This is a genomic window from Croceimicrobium hydrocarbonivorans, from assembly GCF_014524565.1.
GTDB classification, from domain to species: Bacteria; Bacteroidota; Bacteroidia; order Flavobacteriales; family Schleiferiaceae; genus Croceimicrobium; species Croceimicrobium hydrocarbonivorans.
The window spans coordinates 1,788,855-1,812,571 of the sequence record NZ_CP060139.1; the positions used below are offsets into that span (position 1 = coordinate 1,788,855).

Below are 23,717 nucleotides of genomic sequence, written 5' to 3' on the forward strand. Positions count from 1 at the left end.
TATTATGAAACGCTATTATATCCTACTACTAGCCAGTTTGCTTATCATCGCTGCTAAGGAAGGCGAAGAGAGCATGACCGACCATGATGGCAACACCTATCATACTACCATTGTGGCCAACTATGAGGTAATGGCCGAAAATTATGCCGTTACTAAATTTCGCAATGGTGATCCTATTTATGAGGCCAAATCTGAGGAAGACTGGCATAGTGCCGCTAGGGAAGGTCGTCCGGCCTATTGCAAAATTGAAGGCCCCACCGGGCAAGAAGCTGCATCAGGTTATCTCTACAATTGGTTTGTAGTGCGAGATCCTCGTGGCTTTGCACCTGAAGGCTGGAAGGTTCCAAGTAAAGCTGAGTTTACCGAAATGCTGAAGGAAGGCGATGTGCATAAATCCAAATCCTGGGCTTATGGCTACCGGGTTTTAAAAGAATCCCGCAAAAAAGTGGAAAAAATGATTCGCAAAGAAGAGGTAAACCCTAATTATCCGGTTTACCGCCTTATGTTCCATGCTTCAGGTATGCGCGGTGGCTTTGGTAAATACAAACCTATATTAGCAACCAAAGCCTATGTAATGCTGGAAGAATATGACAAGGTATACTCCATTGACAGTCATGCCGAGGAAGTAGACATGGATGCCTGGCAAGGAGGTTTTGGCGTGCCGGTTCGACTGATTCGTAAATTGAAATAAGCTGGTAACTCTAGTGCTAGTGCTTAATCCATTTTTTACTCATCCCCGAAAGGCTTATCCAGTATAGGCCTTTCGGTAGATGGGAAAAATCAAATTGACCTTCATTTTCTATCCAGCCTGACCACAGCTTTTGCCCGTCAATAGTAAATAGCTCTATTTTACTAGGCTCCAGTGTTTTGAAATACAGCATTCCCTCAGAAGGATTAGGATAAATCTCAAATTCTTCCTTCGCCTCTTCCGCTAAATCAAAATAGGCTTCGCAGTTACCGGCGGTGGCTGAATAGGGTATAAACCGATTGTCGTAATAAGTGGAATCACCGATGCTAAAGCAAGCTAAGTTATAGGACCAACCTGAAAGACATGGGCAGGGGCCTTCCAAAAAACCGGTTTCACAGCCAATCCCTTCAATAAAGCTCTCCATGCTTGTTACGAGCCTGCGCCGACTTCCTAAAAAGGTTTCAATGGTGTCAATGACATCAACTGTAACTGTTCCATGTTGATTCCAATTCTCCATCCCTCTCGAATCAAGGAAGTACCAATCTTCAAGGGTGTCCCCTACCTGAGCATTAAAATCATAAACCAGATATTCTGTTTCATCATCTGCCGGAACTAGATAGAGGCGAGCAGAATCTTGTCTGTATGCTCCCTTGTAGACTACCTGATTACGGTATAGCTCAAAAAGCTTAGTATGATATTGTCCACCTATTAAAGTATCCTCATTATTGACAAAGTATTCTGGCGCAGACCGTAGCCAAGAACCTCCAGTGGACTGCCCAAATTCGGTCCTTTCATTAACCCATCGGGCATACGAATCGGGAAAAGCCAAGAAGTTTTGGGAGTGTAATACACCACAAAAACTTAAAAACACAAATGCAAATAGCGACTTGTAATAGGTTTGACTCATGGCAATTATTGCTTTATCCAGATATTTCGTTGTTCACCAGCCTGAACAATATACTGACCTGGGCTTAATTGACTTAAATCCAAGGTCGCACCTGACAGAATTCTTTGTTCGAAAACAATTTGCCCTAGACTATTAAAGACTTTTAGGTCTATAGGTAATTGGTTATGAAACTGTATCCTACCTTTTGATGGATTAGGATAAGGCCTCATTTGCTCTTCGGCCATTGCTTCATCTACCGATAGGCTTAAATCGCAAGCACCGGTTAAAGCTTGAGTTAATGGTTGACGAGAATAGCCATCAAAATAGGTGGAATCGCCAATGCTCATGCACTCTAATTTAATCTCGAAATTCGAAACATTCTGATAAGGATCCCAAAGAAATCCCTGGCTATTGCCAATGCCTTCCATCCAAAGGCTGCTAAGCCCAAAGTCAATTATACGATGCGCTCCTAAAGTACTGTAAACCGTATCTACATTAGAAACAATTAAGGGATCCATAGGACCTCCTAAAGGCACATAGGATATCGGATGTTGAGGCCAATAATTTCCAAAAGCAACTGAGTAAATGTTCTTTACCGTATCCCCAGGCAAGAGGTTGTAATCATACACCGTGATTTCTGTGGCGCTGTCTTTTGGCAGCAAGTATACTCTACCTGCATCTTCGCGAATGGCCGCAAAATACACCTGACTGGAGCCACAGAGAAAAAGCTGATGGTAATTCTGACTTTGGATCGTCGTATCCTGATTGTTTAAACACAGTTTTACGGTATGCACCAATTCCATATGGAAGAAGGGCTGCGTTACGAGCTCCGAATAACTATTGGTCCAAATGGCATTGGAATCGGGTAAACCCACAAAATGCTGGGCTTTTAAACTGGAAGTTAAAATAAGAGCAAGGAGTACTAATCTTTTCATACGCAGAGATTTGCTACTAAAGGTAAAAATAAAAGGCCGTCTCAGAATATCCGAGACGGCCTTTCGATTAATAAGCTAAAATATTAGCGGATGCTAATTCTTTCTTGTGCGGTGCGATCACCGGATTCGATTTCGAGGATATAAACTCCGCTGGCCAACTGACTTACGTCGAGACGGTAACGGAATTGATCTCCCTGAGCACGCTCATTGCTTTCGCTTAAGGCGCGACCCTGGGCATCCAATAATCGGATTTTCGCATTTGCGCTGTTCAATACATCAAACTCTACATTGATATAATCGCTGGCAGGGTTTGGATAGACCGCTAATGAAGTTTGTAATGGATTTTCTTCCAATCCAATATTCACTTCAATAGTAGTAGAATCCATGGCTACACTGTAGCAATCTGTAGTATCGTTCACGGTAAGAACCACATTGTATACACCATTGCTGGTATAGGTATGACTAGTGCTTACACCGGTTCCAGTATTTCCATCACCAAAGTCCCAAGTGTAGGTATCTGCATTTACAGAAGCACTGGCATCGAAGGTGAAGTTAGGCTGAGAACCACCTACACTAAAGGCAGCAGTGGCAGTATCGGCTCCAGCGGTAAGTTGTACCGGAACGCGCATATCTGAGCAAGCAATCGTATTGTAATAAAGACGACCATTCCAGAAGCGTGGAGTAAACACACTACTTAAAGGCCAACTAATACCGGCTCCCTCAAAAATGGTTAGGTAATCATTCTGAGCCAATACGGTCCCTACAGCGGTACCATCAGTATAATTTAAGTTTACCCCAACTGCCACCACCATTATGGCATAGGTATTACCAGCGTATAAGGTTGCAGGGGTAGACAATGGAACATAAGTTGGATTACCCGAACCATTAGCGTTTACGGTCAAGCTATCTAATCGAATCCATCCAGAAAGGCTAGCCTCATGACCAACGTGAGTTCCCGGCCGGTAATAAACCATAACGTCTTGCGGTCCAGTTCCAATGATACTTAAATCCAAAGCGGTAAGCTCAATATTTGCAGATGGTAAAATGTCAAAACAATTACCATTCTGATTATTTCCTCCAACAAATGGAGTCCCTAATGAATCTTGAGCAGATTCATACTTTAAGTAATAAGTGGATTGAGCACCAGCAGTAGGCACCGCCAAAGTATCGCCTGTTGCAATTGGAACCGTGTCATTAACACTATTGCTGGCAAACCAAGCGTAATTAACGCCAGTAATGGATTTAGCTCGCAAATAAGCAGTGTCAGTAGGTGGACAATAAGTGCTGTCATAACCGACAGGCTCATAAGGCAAGTAATTGAATGGACCTGCGCTTAAGGAGTCATTAGAAGCATCCTGATCGCCACTTAAATTCAATAAGCCGTCGATTAATACACCTTGTGCACCTGCATAAGTGTTGTAAGTACCAACTAAAACGGTATCCGATTGATATGCACTTAAGTTACCAGAATATATCGCATTTAAAGTAGCAGTAAGGCCCCCACTTAAATTAACGGAAACTGGAAGGCTAGTGATGGTATTTTGCCCTAAGTTCTGGAATACCAAGCTTACCGCTGTTGTGCTATCACCGCAACCAGCTGCGGCAATGATCTCAGTTAAATAGGCATCATCTGTTTTAGGCGTGTACTCATCCGCACCCATATCTACGGTGGTAGAAGGGGCTTGTGGACGAATGTCGCCATCGATATCCACGGTAATACCAATACTGTTATCACCTACATCATTAGCTATAACTCCAAATACGTGAAGGTCTTCGGGGGCATTATTAAATAATGGATCACCATAAAGACTGTTCGCATTATGAACCGCATCAGCAGTTTGCCAATCGGCCAATGTAGTATGGGTAGACGTTCCAATATCAAAAGCATCGCTATTACCAGAGAGATATAAGTTGTAATCTACATGCTCCGATGCATTGAAATTATCGAAGGATTCAAAAGCAAAGTCTCCAGTAGAAACGAAGATGTTATTTACTACCCAAACTGTATCCTGATCATTGATCGCCATGGCTGGCTCTCCCATCACAGTGTTGTGGTATACTTCAATATTCTCAAAGTCATTTAAGTAAATACCATAATCAGTAGTACTACTAATCATGTTGTTCACCAATCGAGATGGAGTGGTAACTGCGTATCCATCGTTAATATCGCTTAGATAAACAGCATAGTCTGTAACGGCTATATGGTTTCCTTCGAGCAATACATTTTTCATGTCGAAGCAGTAGATACCATCCGTAGTTGCACGAGGCTTATCTATGGTATTGCCAATGAAGGAAATATTCTCCGCTTCATCTACATATATACCATAAGTATATTGTGAATACACATGGTTATCACGAATCATGATATGCATCGCAGGGTCATTGGTAGCGGTACCTTCAAGGTTTATACCGGTGTAACCTCCGATAATAGTGCTGGATTCAATGGTAAGGTAATCCACGTCTGCTCCTTCGGTAAAATCATTTTCATAGCTACCTGAAGTCAAGATTCCTATCACATCTGATCCTGAACCTGTAGTGTCCACTATTACGGTGGTATTGCTGATAGTTACAGTATCGGAGTTACCCATCAATAGGATACCAAATGCTTCTGAGCTACCATTATTAACAATAGTCATAGCATTTAAGGTAACCTGAGAGGTGTTCTCAATTAAGACCGCAGTTTGATGTGACTGACCATTGTAAATCAATGTATCCGATCCACCGGTACCATTAAAGGTGATGGTATTGGTTCCGGAAACACCGGCTACACTTTGGAGGTGTAATTTATCTACATAGGTGCCCGCCTGTACATTAAATACCACTGGTCCGCTAATACCGCAACCATTCAAAACGGCAGCCACAGAATCAAAGCTTGGGAAATCATCACTTGGACTCGTACCAATAGTGTAGGTACCACCCGCCAATGGTGATGTACATGGAGTTTTAAATGAAATTGGCCCCACCCAAAGGCCGTTATTACAAGTATCCTGTACATATACATCGTAATAGTTGTTGGGTGTTAATGATCCAAGAGTGTAAGGAGGATTAACTCCGCTATTCACATTTCCGGCGCTGGTATTGGTTCCTTGCAAGAAGCCTTGAGTTCCCCAAGCCACATTATATTGACCACCATAGGAGCTCCAATCTAAATCTATAGAGGTTGGACTAAGATTAGAGGAAGTAAAGAGTAAAGGAGCGCTGCAATTAGAAGCTTCTGCAATTTCGATATCGTCAATAGACATATCGGAATAGTAACTAGTTCCTCGCTCTCCACGGAATCGTACATGAATAGTATCATTAACAAATGCTGCCAGATTTAACTCCATCAGGTTCCAATCATCGGCACCGGATGTATCCTGCTCACCTTCTATTAAGTAATAGTCTGTATACCAAATACCATTATGCTCAATATCAATATGCAGATTACCCATGCTTGAACCATACATATGATACCAGAAGTATAAACTAGGTTCAGTTAAGGAGCTTAAATCAAATGCAGGAGAAGTAAGGTTCGCTTCCGAACCGGTGCTTCCACTTGAAGTTTCAAGGAACCAGTATTTACCACCAGAAGTTCCGAGAGTATGATCGTAATCCGGACCGGTACTGGTAGAGTTTAGGTCTGTACCATCAGCTTCCTCGATTTCCCATCCTGGAGCAGAGGTACGATCCGAGGTCCAACAGTTATCAAATGCCAGGCTAGAACCGATAGTTAAATCTTCTAGGTCGAAAAGAACCGGAGTGGCAAATACCGCTAAACACTCTGTGCGGAAGGTAAAAGGTCCAGACCAAATACTAGTCCCGTCTGCGCCTCCACAAATATCACGGATATAGAACTCATACTCGGTATTAGGACTAAGACCATAAATAGTGGTATTGGTAACAGTAACAGTGTCACCAAATCGAGCAGTACCCACAGTAAATCCAGTAGTATCTACTTGAATCTCAAAACTTAAACCAGAGCCAGCAGTCCAGCTAAAGGATGCGTCATGAGAACTGGCACTATCGAGAATAACCGCATTAGAAGCCGCACAACTAGGAATTGGGCGAACCTCAAAATTGTCTACCATAGCGTCTACATCACCTGGGTCATTAACGGTGCCTTCAGTGGCCCAAATGGCAAAGCGAACTACTCCGCTGTAAGATGTTAATGGATAAATCAGATGGTTCCCACCTGGTAGGGTTTTAAAGGTCTGATCTATCGTATCTAAGGCATTCCAGTTGGCACCATTATCGGTAGAGATAAGCACTTGAATCATATCATCAGAACCGATAGAATCTGGGGTGCTGTTGCCAAAATCAAATACACCAAAGTCAAATTCCATTTGCATTGGAATCGTAGATCCCAGATCATAAGAAGGAGTTAAAATCCACTCATTTTTACTGGCGGCATACATATTTACTTTAACCGCTCCTGTGGTTCCAATATTGGCAAAACCATCGCTGATCCAAGAGCCTGATCCAAGACCAGTCGGACCGGTAGAAGGGTCTCCGTCACCCGCTTCATCCCAACATACATCAGGAACAAATCCGGCTGAAAAATCCTCTACATGAGGAGGAATAATTGGCGCACATCCTGTAGTAAAGGAATAAGGCCCGTTCCAAGTGGAATAACCATCTCCTGCTGTAGTACAGTTATTACGGATATAAACGTCATAGGTAGACTGTGGTGCCAAACTAATAGAACATGAAGGATCTAAAGCATCTGAAATCAATAGCGGTCCGTTCACTTCGTTAGCAAGACATCCAGTACCTTGGGTAAATCCTGTTGGACCCCATTCTACTTGCACAGAGTCGGAAGTACTAGTGAAGTTCATTACCGCACTATTATGGCTAATAGAACTGAAGGTAGCGCCGTAAATTTTAGGACATGGAGGAATGACTTCGTAATGGAAATCATCAATGTAAATATCATCATAAGTACCCCCGCCACGATTGTGAATAAGAGCGATGTATTTATCGGTGCCATTGTATCCAAGTGCAGTAGTTAAAGGAATGGCAACTTCCTGCCAGGTATTGCTGCTAATGATATCGATGGTGTCAATAAATGTTGCTACTGCACCAGGAAGGTTCGTGTTTAAAGTGGCAACAATCAAGTCTGTATTGGCATCGTTAGCGGCCAACATAAATCGGATCTGCTTGTCACCGGCTACCATATCCGAAAACTCGGGACTAATAGCTAATAATGTATCTGTTGTTGAACTTCCAGAATTATAGATCTCCAAGACATTAGAGCCGCTGAAAGGCTGGGTAGCATTAGTGCTGCTCAGAGTCTCTACCCTACCATAAGCAGATGAATAGGTATGGAAATCTATCCAACAAGGTTCAAAGTCCCCGTCACTTGTAGCATCGAAATCTGTGAAGTACGGTGCCGTATAGGGAGCGCAAGTAGTGGTAAATGAGAAAGGACCACTCCAAGTAGAATAGCCATCTCCCGCTGTAGTACAGTTGTTACGAATGTAAACATCATAAGTAGTAACAGGAGCCAGGCTAGTTGCACAAGTAGGATCTAAGGCATCCGAAATGGTAACAGGTCCATTAACTGCATTGCCTATACACCCCGTTCCTTTGGTAAATCCGGCAGGGCCCCATTCAACTTGCACAGAATCGGAAGTGCTGCTGAAGTTCATCACCGCACTATTAAAGCTCACATTCGTAAAGCTAGCCGTCAAAATTCTTGGACACGCAGGGATCACCTCATAATTGAAGTCATCAATGTAAATATCATCATAGGTACCACCACCGCGATTGTGAATCAAAGCGATGTACTTGTCCGTACCATTATAGCCATTAGCACTGGTTAAGGGAACTGCAACTTCCTGCCAGGTATTGTTTGCCGCAATATCAATGGTATCAATAATTGTAGCAATAGCGCCAAGGCTATTTGTGCTTAAAGTAGCTACGATAAGATCAGTACTGGCATCGCTAGCGGCCAACATAAAACGGATTTGTTTGTCGCCGGCAGTCATATCCGCAAACTCGGGAGTTATGGCCAGAATTGTATCGGTTAAAGAGCTAAAGGAATTATAAATCTCCAATACATTTCCTCCGCTAAAAGGCTGGGTAGCATTACCACTAGTCAGGGCTTCTACTCTACCGTATGCAGAGGAATAGGTGTGGTAATCTGCCCAACAGGGCTCAAAATCTCCATCGCTGGTGATATCGAAATTAGTGAAGTATGGGGCGGTGAAAGGAACACAGCTTGTAATAAAGGCGAAAGGACCCCTCCAAACACTTAGGTTTCCGGTGGCGGTGCTATCTCTCAGCCAAACCTCGTAATGAGTGGCCGGGCTTAAGCTGTTAAGGGTTGCCGTGGACTGACCACTAAAAACATTTTTAGTCGCATTAGGCCAATAGAATCCAGCTGGACCAACCACAATCTGAGTATGAGGACTTACTGATGTCCAGGCTACATCAACAGAAGTAGCAGTAACATTAGAAATACTCGCTGATGTTGGAGCAGCGGTAGTAGTTGAAATGATACTTACTTGGTCCAAACCCAGACCATCTCCGCTAGTTAGGCCAACATCATCCTTTTCGCTCCAGCGAATTTGAGTGGTGGCACTAAAGTTTTGACTGTTAGCAGTAAGGATAGAATCAATTTTCAAATCGGCTCGCTGCCAATCTGAAGGACTACCATTGTTCCAATCAAAAATTGTAATCCAGGTATCACTGTCGCTTCCTCTTAAAAAAACTTGATCAATCGCGTCTTCTTCATCCGCAAAATCGGCATAATAGAAGCTCAGATAAATATCTTCCGGATCTGTTGCATTTACATTCGAAAGATCAATAGTTAAGATAAGGTTTGCAGTATCTGACCGGGTTACAGATGCAACTCCTAAAGATGTGCCTTGGAAATCACCAGTAATTCCACTGGTACCAGATGGTATTCCCATTTCCATTACGGCACTGGTGCCTGGTCCTTCAAAAGACCATTTAGCAGAAGGATCGCAAATAAAAACAGAATCGGTGTTGATTGTCCCCGAAAGGGAATTGAAACTCTGGACATAGGGCAGGCTTGCAGGCGTACTCAAATTACATTGAGCATTGGCACCCACATAACTTACCAAGCCCAAGAGGCTTAGTATTACTTTCTTCATTTTATAGGTATTTTTTACAGTAAAAAGCTGTGACCGAAAAAGCATAGGGTGGCTTTCGGCACAGGGCAGGGACCAAATAAACTTTAAGGTTGCAGAGTAAAGTTTATTTAGTAAAATCTTAATCTCAGGATATGCTACATAGGCGGAGAAATTATAGTTAAATAGGGCTGCACTAATATACTGATAATCGAATCACTTGATTCAAGGCAAACTAGTTAACGTGTTTGCATTAATTCATCTACAGCTTTCCGAACGAATCCCTTTAGAGAGTCAGGGATTTAATTTACAAACACTTAAAGTAGTCGAAAGGCTCTTTGCAGTCTTCGCACTTGTAAAGCGCTTTGCAGGCGGTTGAGCCAAATTGAGAAACCATAGTGGTATTGCGCGATTTGCAGCGAGGGCACATTACTTTTTTGGCCTCTCCAAATAAGACAGACTTGTCGGCAGAGCTGCCTTCCGGAGGTGCAATGCCATATTCTTGAAGCTTGGCTTTACCCTCATCTGTCATCCAATCGGTGGTCCAGGGGGGTGATATTAAGGTTTTGATTTCCACCTCATTATAACCCGCCTCTTCCAAGGCCCATTGGATATTGCTTTCGATTTCATTCATGGCCGGACAGCCAGAATAGGTAGGCGTAATGCTAACAATGACCTTCTGATCCTCGACTTCCACTTCTCGAACTACACCCATATCCACTACAGTAAGTACCGGAATCTCCGGGTCTGCAACGTTTTTGAGAATTTTCCAGATAGCTTCTGTCATGGCTTGTCACTCTATATCTAACAATTAAATGAATGCGCAAGAATGCACAAACAGGTTCTTCTGTCGCCTGACTTTCAATGGAGTGGATTGGTGTTTCCTACCAAGTAGCCTCGGGGTACATGCGTGGCAAATGCTGCATAACAGCTAATACATAACCTAAATATTCGCTATGCTCTCCTTGCTTACCACCACTTTGCATCCAACCATCTTCAGGGCGTTCCAAAGTCGCAAGACTGAGAATTTCATTTACTTTTTGATCCCACTGCACTTTAATATCAGTAAGATTCACTGCAATTCCTTCGGCCAACAAAGCTTCGTCAATGGCATCCATGCTAAACAACTCGCCGGTCCACTCCCAAAGATCATTTAAGGCAGTTTGCGCACGCTGATGACTTTCTTCGGTGCCATCGCCCAATCGAATCACCCATTCTGCACTCCACTGTGCATGGTAGGTAATTTCCTTAATCGCTTTGTGAGCAATTTCTTTCAAGCGATTATCGGTACTATTCAAAAGAGCTGAATAGAAAAAGTAATTGTAGGTATCAAATAAAAACTGACGCACAATAGTCTTACCCCAATCTCCATTTTCCAACTCTACCAATAAGCAATTATGGTATTCGGTTTCGGGACGGAGAAAGGCCATCTTATCTTCCGTATAATCGCCTCCTTTTTGCTCCGCTGCATATTGCATTAACATGCGGGCCTGCCCTAATTGGTCCAGGGCAATATTGGAAAGAGCGATATCTTGCTCAAGGATAGGACCATGCCCACACCACTCCCCTAATCGCTGTCCAAGGATTAAGGCATTATCGCCCAAACGGAGGGTATATTCTAATAATTGTGCTTTCAAGATGCTTGATTTTACAAGATCAGGGGTCTACATATGACCTACCTCATCCGGAATTTCATAAAAAGTAGGATGACGATAAACTTTGTCATCCGAAGGGGTGAATAAGGGTTCTGCTTCATCTGGTGAAGAGGCAGTTATTGCTTCCGAGGGTACTACCCAAATGCTAACTCCTTCGCTGCGACGCGTATATACATCGCGAGCATTCTTGATGGCCATTTCGGCATCAGGAGCGTGTAAACTACCCACATGTTTGTGGCTCAATCCGTTTCGGGAGCGAATAAAAATCTCCCAAATTTTCCAATTGTCTTTGCTACTCATAGCTATGTACTTGGGCCGAAATGGCCGGTTTGGTCTTTTACAAAAATGGCTTAGGCTGCGCTGCCTTCTTTGGCTTTGCGTGCGGCTTGCTTTTCAGCATAGGCATTAGCGGCTTCGCGAACCCATTCTCCTTTGGCATGAGCTTCTTGGCGAGCACGCAAACGCTGCTTATTGCATTTACCATTTCCCTTAATCACCTGGTAGAACTCTGCCCAGTCGATAGTCCCGAAGTCATAATGACCGCGCTCCTCATTCCATTTCAAATCCGGATCCGGAACAGTAAGTCCTAAATACTCAGCTTGTGGAATGGTTTTATCGATGAACTCCTGACGCAACTCATCATTACTCTTACGCTTAATCTTCCATTTCATGGATTGCGCAGAGTTGGGAGAATTGTCATCAGTGGGCCCGAACATCATTAAGGATGGCCACCACCAGCGATTTAAGGCATCTTGAGCCATTTGCTTTTGCTCGGGCGTGCCTTGAGCCAAGGTCATAAGGATTTCATATCCCTGGCGTTGGTGGAAACTTTCCTCTTTACAAATCCGCACCATAGCGCGGCTGTAAGGACCATAAGAAGTACGGCATAACATTACCTGATTGGCAATGGCCGCTCCATCTACCAGCCAGCCAATGGCACCTATATCGGCCCAGGTTGGAGTGGGATAATTGAATATACTCGAGTATTTTGCCTTTCCGGTCAAGAGATCATCAACCATATCCATACGGTCGGCTCCTAAAGTTTCGGCGGCGCTATAGAGGTATAATCCGTGACCTGCTTCATCTTGCACTTTTGCCAATAAAGCTACTTTACGGCGCAAAGATGGTGCGCGGGTAATCCAATTGGCTTCAGGCAACATTCCGACTACTTCCGAATGCGCATGCTGTGAAATCTGTCGAATTAGGGTCTTCCGGTACTTTTCCGGCATCCAGTCTTTCGGCTCCACCTTGTTCTCTCCGTCAACATAGGCCTGAAAGCGCTCCTCCAAATTCATTTCTTTGGTCATAATCGTCTTTTTTGAGAGGGTTACAAAGATAGCATCTATACTTAAAACTAAGCTGATTTGGAATTGTTCCAAAGGCCTTTAGAACGTACTTTTGCCAAAATAGATAGATTCTATGCTTAACTTTTTCAAAAAGGTCAAAAAGGCTCCTTCCTCTTTATTTAGCGCAGAGAAAAAACACAGCCGACCTACTTTACACGATTTAACAGTATTAGATATATGTCGGGAAACCCCCGACTGCGTTTCCGTTGCTTTTGAAGTTCCCGCTGAATTAAGCGAGATCTACCACTTCAAGCCAGGACAATACCTCACTCTCGAAGCTAAGATCGATGGCGAAGCCGTTCGTCGCTCCTACTCTTTATGTTCTAGCCCTTTTGATGGTGAGCTAAGAGTTGCCATTAAAGAAGTGGAAGGGGGTAAATTCAGCACCTGGGCCAACCAAAAGCTTACGGTAGGCACCCAAATGCGCGTAATGACTCCGGAAGGAAATTTCACCGCGAGTATTGACCCTCGTGAAAAACACAATTATGTGGGTTTCGCTGCCGGATCCGGAATTACTCCCGTTTACAGCATTTTGAAATCGGTATTGGAAAATGAGCCCGAGTCTACCTTCACCCTATTTTACGGGAATAAATCGGCCCAATCCGTAATTTTTAAAGAGCAAATCGAAGCGCTGAAAAATCAGTACATGAACCGTTTGGAAGTGCATCATGTATTGAGCCGCGAAGATCAGGGTACCGATTACTTAAAAGGACGTATCGACGCTTTAAAATGTAAAGTTTTTGCGGAGCGATTTTTTGATATTTCTGAAGTAGATGGCTATTTCCTATGTGGCCCTGAGGCCATGATTAATGGAGTTAGCGAAGAGCTACAGAGCTTGGGCGCTGATAAGAGCCGCATCCACTACGAACTCTTTAATACTCCAGCCCAAAGTCTGGCCGGAAAAACCAAGGTTAGCAGCCAAGAAAAAAGCGCTAAGCTGGATTCTAAAATCACCGTGATTCTGGATGGTGATGAAACACATTTCGACCTCAATAGCGATGGCGATTGCATCCTTGATGCTGCATTAGACGCTGGTGCCGATGTTCCTTATGCCTGCAAAGGAGCGGTTTGCTGTACCTGTCGCGCTAAGGTGATTGAAGGCGAAGTGGAGATGGAAATGAACTACGCCCTTGAAGATGATGAGGTGGAAGACGGCTATGTACTTACTTGCCAAAGTCACCCTCGCACCGAAAAGGTGGTTGTTAGCTTCGACGATTAAAATCCTTTAATCCTCTTTTAATTTCATATCCACGTGCATTACCATCACGTCTGGATAGGATTCTCCTATGGTTTCAAAACCAAAGGAAGTATAAAAGCTTTCCAGGTATTGTTGGGCCTGTATTTTTACAGGTGCTTCGGGCCATTGCTTTTTTAAATCGGCCAAAGCCCTGCTTACCAGTTCACGGCCAATCCCTTTATTGCGATTTTCTTTGGCCAATACGATTCGGCCTAAACTGGCTTCTGGATAAACGGTATTGGGTGGACAAATACGGGCATAGGCAATAAGCTCCGTCCCCTCCCATGCAAAAAGATGTCGACTCTGGAGATCGTGCTCATCTACCTCCGGATAGGGGCAGCCTTGTTCCACTACAAACACATCTGTACGCAGTTTATAGGCTTCAAAAAGTTCTCGGGTAGTCAGCTGTTCCCAATTCTTAGTAGACCAAATCATGCTTTAAAAATACGTCTGAAAACAAAAAAAGCGATCCCCTCCATGGATCGCTTTGGTTTTTGCCCAGCACACGAATTGGGCAAATGTATTTTTAGAGTGTATAACCTAAGGTTACGTTCAGCATATTGTAGCTAGCCGGACCTTTATTGGCTTGGAAGAACTCATTTAAGTCATAAGATGCAGTTACCTTAAAGGATCCGTAACCAACCTGGGCCATCAATCCATAACGGAATTGATTGGTGAAGAAATCATCGTAGGCTTTCTCCTCTACACGACGGTAAACAGTAGTGCTGTATTCCAACTCGCGTTTTGCTAAGAGACGAACACCTCCATATCCACCTACACCAAAGGTCCAGGAATCATCACGGTCGCCAGCTTCACTAAGGTCCAATTGGAACATCACTGGAATATTGAAGTAAGCGATGTGGTACTTATTCTTTTCGTACACATTGTTGGTACCGATATTGGCAAAGGAAGAACCGCTAGTATCTACCATTAATACTTCAGAACCTTTTAAGCGGAAGTTATGCCAAGAGAAGTCAAGACCATACTTGAAGTAAAACTTGCTATATGGACTTCCCAGACGAGTTTTGTAGCCAATTCCCATATTAAAGGAAGTAGACTTCCAGAACTCCAATTCACCGGCCACGTTTTCTACTAAGTACTGACCATCCTCTAATTGTTGGTTAAAACCAAAGGCAATGTCAAAGTAATCTTCGGTACGCTCAATGGTTTTAGACTTTTTACGCTGGCTCAGATCAAAGAAATCACTGGCATCAAAATCTTCATCATCCTCATCGGTATCGATTTCAATTTCCTGGTCGCCGATAATTACACCTTCTTTAGAGATAATAATCTTCTTCTTACCCGAATCTTGTTCCATCCCATGCATTGGAGGCATTGGGGGCATTGGAGGCATCAAAGGCGCTTTAGCCATTCCTAAAGAATCGCTTTCCATATCACGCTCAAGTTCAGTGCTCCAGGCTTCCATGCTTTCTTCATAGCGCTCTGCCCAGGCTTCCATACGCTCGGCATAAGACTCACTCCAGTTTTCCATAATGGCTTCGAAGTTTTCCATGCTTTGCTCAAAGCTTTCCTCGGCTTTATCACGTAACATTTCAGCTTCCTCTTCATTGAGTTTACCGGCCTTTTCCTGAGCATCAATTTTTTTCAAAATGCGCTCATGATTCGCCTGAAGCTTGGCTACTTGCTGAGTGGCAAAGCCAATCATGCTGGCTAGATCACTTTGATTCATATCCTTATTGGCATCCCAACTAAGGGTGTTCTCTTCAATTTGAAGCTCGATTTTACGCTTTGCGGTAGTATCGCTTTGCGCAGCCATACCAAAGCCAAAGGCGATAAGTAAGGCGGTTAATACAGACTTTTTCATTTTTATGTTTGTTTTAAAATTGGAAGTATTCATTTCGATGGTTGGTTCTCAGATTCATTCATTTTTTCTTCGATCATCTTACTGAGGTCGCGAGCGATTAAGGACATTGCCTCACCAAAATCTCGCATACTCTGACCAAAGGCTTTTGCACTTTTATTCAAGAGCTCTTTTTGCTCATCCGACAATTCGTAGTCTTCACTTAGCTCTTCACTGTAGCGCTTAATTTTAGCGGCACTTTCGCGAAGCGCTTTTTTGGAACGCTCAATATGCACCTGAACACTGTCATCTTCCAAAGATTGATCCAGGTCTTTTGCCATGAGCCTGCTTAACTCGGCAACAGTTTCACTAAGGGTTTTTAATTCCTTTTGCAGCTTTTCGGTCAATTCTTGCTTACGCTCTTCCGATTGGGCTGAAGCCTGAAAGCTTAGGCCGCAAATCAGCAGCAGAGATACTAGATACTTCATCACAGCTTATTTATTAAATCGACGGTTGATAAAATCGGGAAGCGGGATTTCAATTTTGGTGTTTTCCGCTTTGGGCAATTCAATAGACTCTCCAGATTTTACTCTTTCATATTGATCGGAGGCATAGGCCCACATACGCTCGCCCAAATCCTTAGATTTCTTTTCTGTGCTATAGGTAGCTCCATTCAGCTTAGGTAATTGAACCCGTACTTTATAGACTTCAGGGTTATCTATTTCTTCAGCTGCCTCCAGAGGTAAATCAGAATCTACCTCGCTCAACTCATTAAAGGCTAAAATGGGTTCCGAAATAGTTTGTTGCAAAACTGGAATCACTCGAGCGCCGGTTTTCTTGGGCTTTTTGGCCGGAGTCTTTTGATTGGTTTTAGCTTTAGGTTCTTCTTTTTTAGGGTCCTCGGTTTTTACCGATGACTTAGGCTCATCATTCTTGGTGTTGGGAGTGGTTTCAGGACCAGCTACCCAGCTTTGATCGGTATCGCCAATATTGTTAAGGTCCAGCTCACTGGCATTGCGATTATAATAGATCAAAGAAGAAATTCCAATCAGCAAGGCTACTGCTGCAGCGCGCAACATCAGCCAAGCTTCTCGCTTGGGTTTGGCAGCTTGCTGAGAAGCGGCCACCTTTTCCCAAACCTTGTCGGAAGGTTTTATTTGATGCTCCTTGAGCTCCTTCTCAAAAAGCGAGTCGATGGGATGCTTGGAACTCATATCAGTTATTTTTTGCTAGTAATTCGTATTCACTCAGTTTCTGTTGCAATTGTCGGCGAGCTTTACTCAATTGACTCTTGCTGGTATTTTCGGAGATTTCCAGCATTTCGCCTATCTCCTTATGGTTATAACCTTCAATAGCGAAGAGGTTAAAAACCGTTCTGTATCCGGTTGGTAGTTCATTAATCATCAACATTAAGTGCTCGGCATCGTAGTGATCTTTAACGCTGCTGTGCCCAAATTCCGGGCGACGCTCTTCTTCTACCTCTACAAAAAGATTCTTTTGGTAGCGGATGAAGTTTAGGGCCTCGCGCACCATAATGCGACGAATCCAGGCTCCTAATGCTCCCTCGCCACGGTATTGATCTAGGCGATTGAAGATTTTGATAAAACCATTGGAAAGAACTTCTTCGGCATCTTCCAAATTTTGGGTGTAACGTCGGCAAACGGCCAACATTTCTGAACTGTAACGTTCATATAATTCGCGCTGCGCCTCATGATTCCCGCGAAGGCACTGCTTCACGAGTCTCTTTTCGTTGCTTGGTAGGTTGCGAACTATTCCCATTTCTTTGGAGGCTTCAGTAAACTGACACTGCTTGGGCTCCCTCAGGTTGCTTTGAGGGTTGATATTTTTTCAAATTTACGCTTATTGTCTGAAAATCAGGTCGTTTATTTTCCAAACTCAAGGACCTCTATATCAAAACAAAAAACCGGAACCCTGCTCCCCTGAGCAAAGTCCCGGCTTGACGTAAACAATAATCTAATTAGTCTAGTCCAGCTTTAATACTCTAAAGCGTGAACTACCAATCTCCAAAATGTACAGACCATTAGTAAACTCTGATAAGTCAATAGTCATATTTTCCTGACCAGTACTTGGAATCCAGCTTCTTAAACTCTGGCCAGAACTATTAAACAATCGAATGTTTTGTACGCTGCCCTCCCATTCTAATTGAAGTTCATTTTGGACTGGGTTGGGATAAAGCCTTAGCCCAGAGTTTTGCCGATTCTCTTGCTGGCCGATTGTATTAGTTGGATTTAGATAAAAACATTTATTAAAAGAAAGGCCATTTATGGTATCAAGTCCATTATAAGTTCCAAATAACTGATCTTTATTTGCCCGAAGGTTTATCACGGTATAATCATTAATTCCCGGGTTAATAAGCCTAATGTTATTGCCGTCAAACTCCGCTATTCGTTCCCCTCTTGAGAAATAGGCTTTAGACTTTAAAATGGTTGGAGCTTCAATGGTCGTTCCAAAACCTTGATAAGGCGGTAGGCTCACGATAAAAACCAAACTATCATTTTGAATTCTAAAAAGGTCCGGCCCTTTGCGGGTAAATAACTGATTTCCCAGTTGAAATAAGTCTGCATAAAAAGGCCCATGATATCGATCTGTAATCGGATAAGCAAGATTCTGCCTAATTGGATAGTCCCAAGTATTGTTCGTCGAATTAAGCCGAACAATACCCGCCGTATTTGAAGACCAAGTGTTGTTTAAATTTCCACATGCCCATAAATCACCATTAAACTCATGCAGTCCATAAATCGTATCCAAGCTATTTAAGTTTCCCGCTTGATGCAAAGTTCCGTTTTCATAGTACACCACATTATAAACTTGCCGAAGGCTATCATGCAGCAAACCAGCTAGATAGGGTTTACCGTCAAAAAAACCAAAAAACCTCGGGACACCATTTATGGAGTCTAAAACCGTCCAGCTCCCATTTCGATAGCGGCTCAAGGTGGTTTTCATTTTCAGTAATTGAGGTCCACCACTTGTTTCCGCGAAATAGATATCTGAACTATCCACGACCATCAAGGCTTGATTCTTAAGATGATTCGCAGGAATAGTTTGCCAGCCATTTTGATCGCCTTTCCAAATAACAAAGTCTGATAAGGGGCTGTTATTTACGTTTGATAAGGCATAAAAAGTGCTGCTATCTGCTGCAAGATGAATGGAGATTCTGGCTAAAGCAGCTCCGGTTGGAACCGCTTGTTGACACCACAGCTTAGTGGTTGCAAAAAATATGATAAACAGGTATCGAAGCATTCTTAAGATTTTAATAAAAATATACATCTTAAACAGTCTTGCCTATGCCAAATGCGTCAGCGAAGGATTTTAAAAATTAAGCTTCCTATTCCAAAGTATCATCGAATAAAAAAACCGGGACCCTGCTCCCCTGAGCAAAGTCCCGGCTTGACGTAAACAATAATCTAATTAATCTAGTCCAGCTTTAAGACTCTAAAGCGTGAACTACCGATTTCCAAGATGTACAGACCATTAGTAAACTCTGATAAGTCAATAGTCATATTTTCCTGACCAGTACTTGGTGTCCAGCTTCTTAAACTCTGACCAGAACTATTAAACAATCGAATGTTTTGTACGCTGCCCTCCCATTCTAATTGAAGTTCATTTTGGACTGGGTTGGGATAAAGCTTCATACTAGGCTCCAGGTTCTCCACCAAACCAATAAACTGAGTAATTAAGGTCTGGGCATGATTGGTATGTACCGGCGCTTGATAATCGAAATAAATTTCCGCATCATTATCGATAATTGAGCCTAAAGGCAAGGTGGCATCAACACCAATGCTGAACATAAAGTAGCCTTGGCTACCTATTAGGTTGGTGGTTGAATCCGGTAAGAGGATGTTGTCGAATGTCCACACCAGAATGCTGTCATCAACAATTTTAAAAGTGTAATTATGACTGGCACCTAATAATTTAATGGTAGCGGGATCAAAATAAGATTCCAGAGTATCAACTACCACCACTTTATAAGCAGTATCTGTTCCGGTATTTTGGAAACGAACATGGTAATCAATTCGATCTAAGCCAGGCAAAGCGCGATCTACATTAGCGGTTTTATCATTCGGATCATAAGCGGCTACAACCTTTGGACAGATGGTATCTGTATTATCAGCCATGTAACTATCACTGGCGGGATTTACTATTCGAGCGTTAAAACACACATTATTACCAACACCGGCAGTAGGTTTAAAATGAATGATAACACTATGGTCCGTAAAGGATGACATGCTAGGGAATGTGTAAGTATGCACATTTCCGGCCGAAGATGTGGGAGGAGGAAAAGAGTTGATAAACTGAACTCCGCTTGGTACAATATACTCTACTGTAACTGGGCCAGGTTGATTAGCTCCAGGATTACTCAGGTACAATTCCATGCCTTCAGTAAAGCCTTGACGCACCCGCCATCCTCGGAAGTTTCGTAACTGTACACTAAGATCGTTTACTTGATTATGCTCAAATGGTATGTCTAATTGATGATTTTGTCCTAGTCCAATGGTAAAATTCAATGCTGTATTACAATTGCTACTAGCTTGTAAATACTTATGCTTAGGATCTAATGATTGAATATTACTAACGGTATAGGAGCCGGGAGGTAAAAGCAAATAGTAATTATTGGTAGAAGCAACCGTAATAGAATAGGAGCCTAAACTAAGGTCGAAAGAGCCGGTAACAGGCATAGTCTCATTTCCATCTTGAAGGCAATTGGCATTAGCATCAAAGTAGAAATTACCCTGTACAATGGAGGCCAATTGAATAGGCAACATAAAAATGTAGTTATAAGTCCAATTGTTCCAGGTGGGCTGGTGAAAACTTACATATAAATTAGACTGAAAATACTCCAGAGAATAGGTTCCGCTAGGCACATTGCTTAAGGACATCATTGCGTTTCCATCAAAAACCTGCAAATTGTTACTACTTGTAAAGTAAACCTGATTTCCAGCCTCCGCATAATTGGTCATGAAGGAATTGGATGTGGCGATTTCAATTAAGGAATCATTGCGTATCTCATAAACACCAGACCAGTATTTTACATATACCTTGTTATTAATGCTGAAAACTGCGCGTGGCCAACCACTGGCGATTACATTCGCCTCTCGCTTTGTGGCAGGGTAATCAAAAACATTCTGTTGATCATCCAAGCGAACCACCATTGCAGTGTCGTTATTCCACATTTGATTAATCTGACCCGCAGCCCAGAGTTTATTGTTAATCACATTAATATCCGAAATGGAATCTCCAAAGCTAAGGTCACCCAATTGACTGAAACTACTACCATCCCAACTAATCACGCCAAAAATGCTGCTGGACGGTGAAAAGTCACCGGCCAAAACTAGGTTACCATTATAAACATCCATATCCTGAATAACACCATTCAACAATGGGCCTACTTGTTGCCAACTGCCATTGTTAAAGGTTAAAAGTTTGGTTTCATACCAATTAGCTCCTTGAACAGCCGCGTATACCTGGCCTTGATGGGCCTGAATTTTTAATACCGGATCCGTAATTGCCGGCAAACTCGACCAGGAAAGTCCATTCCAACGATGAATAATAGTTTCTTGCGTTTGCCAGACATAGGAGCCGAAATAGGCATAATTTTGATCAGATGTGCTGTACAAAGGATGGGCAGGTAAACCCTGACCTACCGGAACTACCACCTGCCCTGAGGAAGACAGCAGTATAAGGCTAAAGATTAGTGTAAATAGATTCTTCATGGTTCTTTAATTTCCAGTGAAAGTATCTATTATCACGCTACAAGCCGCATGCCTACTGGCTTGTACTTAGTAAAGCCCATTAATCATTTAGCATTCGCAAAAGGAATATTGACGGCTCGTTAACTCAGTGAAAGTCCAATTCTATCGAATTTGACTTAGAGATAATCCTAAGCTTAATTCCCTAACGTACCTTCGCATTACATGAAACCAAAAAGAACGAATAAGCGCCTGAAGCGTTTAGCCAAGATCGAAAAGGCGATTTTGGGGGTCTTAAGAGAAGACCGACTTAAGCAATTCAATTACAAACAGATATCTTCCAAGCTTGGCATTAATGATCATACGGAGCGTGACATGGTTCTCCAAGCGCTCGCTTCCCTCCGCAAACAAGATCTTGTTGAAGAGCCCGAACGTGGCAAATACCGATACAAACACAGCGATCACTTTATAACCGGTAAGGTTGATTTAACCTCCAAAGGTTCGGCTTATGTGATTAGTGAAGAGCTGGATCAAGATGTTTATATAACTCCCAAAGCCACCCTTAATGCCTTACAAGGCGATTTAGTTAAGGTCTTAATGTACGCTCAAAGGAAAAACAAGAAGCCCGAAGGTGAGATTGTTGAAATCCTGGAAAGAGCGCGTACTGAATTTGTTGGCACCATTGAGCTATCTAAGAACTATGGCTTCCTGGTACCCGATAGTCGTAAAATGCTTGTGGATATCTATATCCCCAAAGAGCATTTAAATGGGGCCAAACACGGCCAAAAAGCAGTGGCTCGTATAACCGATTGGCCACCTAAGGCTTCCTCTCCATTTGGTGAGATAACAGAAGTCTTAGGTAATCCCGGCGATCACGAAGTGGAAATTCATTCCATTTTAGCCGAATTTGGTTTACCACGAGAGTTCTCCAAAGAGGTAGAGCTTGAAGCCGAAAGCATTCCTGATCAGATCTCGGCCGAAGAGATTAAAAAACGTCGCGACTTTAGAGAGATTCTCACCTTTACTATTGATCCGGCCGACGCTAAAGATTTTGATGATGCCATCTCCTTTCAAAAACTGGAAAATGGTAATTATGAAGTTGGCGTACACATCGCGGATGTGAGTCATTATATCCTCGAAAACTCCACCCTCGATAAAGAAGCGGTAGAACGCGCTACCTCAGTTTATTTGGTAGACCGAGTAGTGCCGATGCTTCCAGAAAAGCTTTCGAATGGAGTTTGCTCCTTGCGCCCTCATGAAGAAAAACTTTGCTTCTCCGCTGTTTTTGAAATGAACAGCAATGCGGAAGTACTCAATTCCTGGTTCGGTAGAACGGTAATCTACAGCGATCATCGCTTTGCTTACGAAGATGCCCAGGCGGTAATTGAAAGTAAAGAAGGTCCGCTGGCCGAAGAGATCAATATCTTAAATGATATGGCCCTAAAAATGCGAGCCGATCGCATGCAACATGGCGCTTTGGCCTTTGATCGGGCGGAAGTGAAATTCCATTTGGATGAGAATAACAATCCAACCGGAGTGTACTTCAAAGAATCCAAGGAGGCTAATCACCTGATTGAGGAATTTATGCTCTTAGCCAACCGTTCGGTAGCTGAGTTTATTGGTAAGAAAGGCAATAAGCCCAGTGGCAAGACCTTCGTTTACCGGATTCACGATGATCCCGATCCGGATAAACTGAGAGACCTGGGAACCTTCGTGAAGCAATTTGGCTACGAAGTGAGTTATACCAATTCGCGCGCCATCAGCAACAGCTTAAATAAAATGCTGAACCAAGTTAAGGGTAAACCCGAAGACAATATGATTTCCAAGCTGGCCATTCGTTCTATGGCCAAAGCCATTTACAGTACCGATAATATTGGGCACTATGGCTTAAGCTTCGAATATTATACGCATTTCACCTCTCCTATTCGTCGTTATCCGGATGTGATGGTGCATCGCTTATTACAACACTATTTGGATGGAGGACAATCACCTTCTAAGGACCATTATGAAATGCTATGTGAGCACAGCTCTGATCGAGAAAGAGTAGCAACCGAAGCGGAACGCGAATCGGTGAAATACATGCAGGTTAAGTTTATGGAAGATAAGGTGGGCGAAACCTTTATGGGCACCATTTCCGGAGTAACTGAGTGGGGCATTTTTGTAGAATTGCGCGATAATCACTGCGAAGGAATGATCCGTATTCGTGACTTTAAAGATGATTATTATGTCTTTGATGAAGCTAATTTTTGCATCGTTGGCGATCGCTACGGAAAGGTCTTCCAATTGGGAGATAATATTGCCATTCAGGTGAAAAATGCTGACCTCGAGAAGAAACAATTGGACTTTGTGCCCGTATAAAAAACTGTACATTTAAAACCTCAACCGAGC

At 42.9% G+C, this 23,717-nt stretch carries 17 protein-coding genes; 3 read left to right on the forward strand and 14 right to left on the reverse strand.

Features of this window, described 5'->3' with window-relative positions; translation table 11 throughout:
* Positions 1-4 precede the first annotated feature (4 nt).
* Positions 5-691, forward strand: a complete 687-nt coding sequence (locus H4K34_RS08090) for a fibrobacter succinogenes major paralogous domain-containing protein (RefSeq protein ID WP_210760315.1) — start codon at positions 5-7, stop codon at positions 689-691.
* Between the two features lie 16 nt (positions 692-707).
* On the opposite strand, the gene H4K34_RS08095 is transcribed toward H4K34_RS08090, so the two are convergent.
* From H4K34_RS08095 to paaA, 7 genes are all read right to left on the reverse strand, one after another.
* Positions 708-1,595: a T9SS type A sorting domain-containing protein gene (locus H4K34_RS08095; protein WP_210760316.1), complete on the reverse strand. Its 888-nt coding sequence runs from the start codon at positions 1,593-1,595 to the stop codon at positions 708-710.
* Positions 1,596-1,600: 5 nt separating this feature from the next.
* Positions 1,601-2,509 carry a T9SS type A sorting domain-containing protein gene (locus H4K34_RS08100; RefSeq protein ID WP_210760317.1) on the reverse strand — a complete coding sequence of 303 codons (909 nt, stop codon included), beginning with the start codon at positions 2,507-2,509 and terminating at the stop codon, positions 1,601-1,603.
* A gap of 83 nt (positions 2,510-2,592) precedes the next feature.
* Positions 2,593-9,606 (reverse strand): PKD domain-containing protein, encoded by a 7,014-nt coding sequence (locus H4K34_RS08105; protein WP_210760318.1) that lies wholly within the window; start codon positions 9,604-9,606, stop codon positions 2,593-2,595.
* A gap of 283 nt (positions 9,607-9,889) precedes the next feature.
* On the reverse strand, positions 9,890-10,369 hold the full coding sequence (gene paaD / locus H4K34_RS08110) for a 1,2-phenylacetyl-CoA epoxidase subunit PaaD (protein WP_210760319.1): 480 nt from the start codon (positions 10,367-10,369) through the stop codon (positions 9,890-9,892).
* Positions 10,370-10,466: 97 nt separating this feature from the next.
* Complete coding sequence (gene paaC, locus H4K34_RS08115) at positions 10,467-11,219, reverse strand: 1,2-phenylacetyl-CoA epoxidase subunit PaaC (protein WP_210760320.1); 753 nt, start codon at positions 11,217-11,219, stop codon at positions 10,467-10,469.
* A gap of 27 nt (positions 11,220-11,246) precedes the next feature.
* Positions 11,247-11,537, reverse strand: a complete 291-nt coding sequence (gene paaB / locus H4K34_RS08120) for a 1,2-phenylacetyl-CoA epoxidase subunit PaaB (protein ID WP_210760321.1) — start codon at positions 11,535-11,537, stop codon at positions 11,247-11,249.
* A 50-nt stretch (positions 11,538-11,587) separates the two neighbouring features.
* Positions 11,588-12,544: a 1,2-phenylacetyl-CoA epoxidase subunit PaaA gene (paaA, locus tag H4K34_RS08125; protein WP_210760322.1), complete on the reverse strand. Its 957-nt coding sequence runs from the start codon at positions 12,542-12,544 to the stop codon at positions 11,588-11,590.
* A 112-nt stretch (positions 12,545-12,656) separates the two neighbouring features.
* On the opposite strand from paaA, the gene paaE reads away from it, so the two are divergent.
* Positions 12,657-13,802 carry a 1,2-phenylacetyl-CoA epoxidase subunit PaaE gene (paaE, locus tag H4K34_RS08130; RefSeq protein WP_210760323.1) on the forward strand — a complete coding sequence of 382 codons (1,146 nt, stop codon included), beginning with the start codon at positions 12,657-12,659 and terminating at the stop codon, positions 13,800-13,802.
* Between the two features lie 6 nt (positions 13,803-13,808).
* On the opposite strand, the gene H4K34_RS08135 is transcribed toward paaE, so the two are convergent.
* The 7 genes from H4K34_RS08135 to H4K34_RS08165 form a co-directional block, all read right to left on the reverse strand.
* Complete coding sequence (locus H4K34_RS08135) at positions 13,809-14,255, reverse strand: GNAT family N-acetyltransferase (protein ID WP_210760324.1); 447 nt, start codon at positions 14,253-14,255, stop codon at positions 13,809-13,811.
* Positions 14,256-14,346: 91 nt separating this feature from the next.
* A complete protein-coding gene (locus H4K34_RS08140; RefSeq protein WP_210760325.1) occupies positions 14,347-15,645 on the reverse strand; it encodes an outer membrane beta-barrel protein in 1,299 nt (432 codons plus the stop codon).
* A 29-nt stretch (positions 15,646-15,674) separates the two neighbouring features.
* On the reverse strand, positions 15,675-16,109 hold the full coding sequence (locus H4K34_RS08145) for a hypothetical protein (RefSeq protein WP_210760326.1): 435 nt from the start codon (positions 16,107-16,109) through the stop codon (positions 15,675-15,677).
* A 6-nt stretch (positions 16,110-16,115) separates the two neighbouring features.
* On the reverse strand, positions 16,116-16,835 hold the full coding sequence (locus H4K34_RS08150) for a hypothetical protein (protein ID WP_210760327.1): 720 nt from the start codon (positions 16,833-16,835) through the stop codon (positions 16,116-16,118).
* Between the two features lies 1 nt (position 16,836).
* Positions 16,837-17,358, reverse strand: coding sequence for an RNA polymerase sigma factor (locus tag H4K34_RS08155; RefSeq protein ID WP_246452217.1), 522 nt, complete (start codon positions 17,356-17,358; stop codon positions 16,837-16,839).
* Positions 17,359-17,604: 246 nt separating this feature from the next.
* The gene (locus tag H4K34_RS08160; protein ID WP_210760329.1) at positions 17,605-18,882 is read right to left on the reverse strand and encodes a T9SS type A sorting domain-containing protein; all 1,278 of its coding nucleotides are present in this window, start codon (positions 18,880-18,882) and stop codon (positions 17,605-17,607) included.
* A gap of 173 nt (positions 18,883-19,055) precedes the next feature.
* Positions 19,056-21,353 (reverse strand): DUF7619 domain-containing protein, encoded by a 2,298-nt coding sequence (locus H4K34_RS08165; RefSeq protein WP_210760330.1) that lies wholly within the window; start codon positions 21,351-21,353, stop codon positions 19,056-19,058.
* A 201-nt stretch (positions 21,354-21,554) separates the two neighbouring features.
* On the opposite strand from H4K34_RS08165, the gene rnr reads away from it, so the two are divergent.
* Complete coding sequence (gene rnr, locus H4K34_RS08170; RefSeq protein WP_210760331.1) at positions 21,555-23,687, forward strand: ribonuclease R; 2,133 nt, start codon at positions 21,555-21,557, stop codon at positions 23,685-23,687.
* The last annotated feature ends 30 nt before the right edge of the window (positions 23,688-23,717 follow it).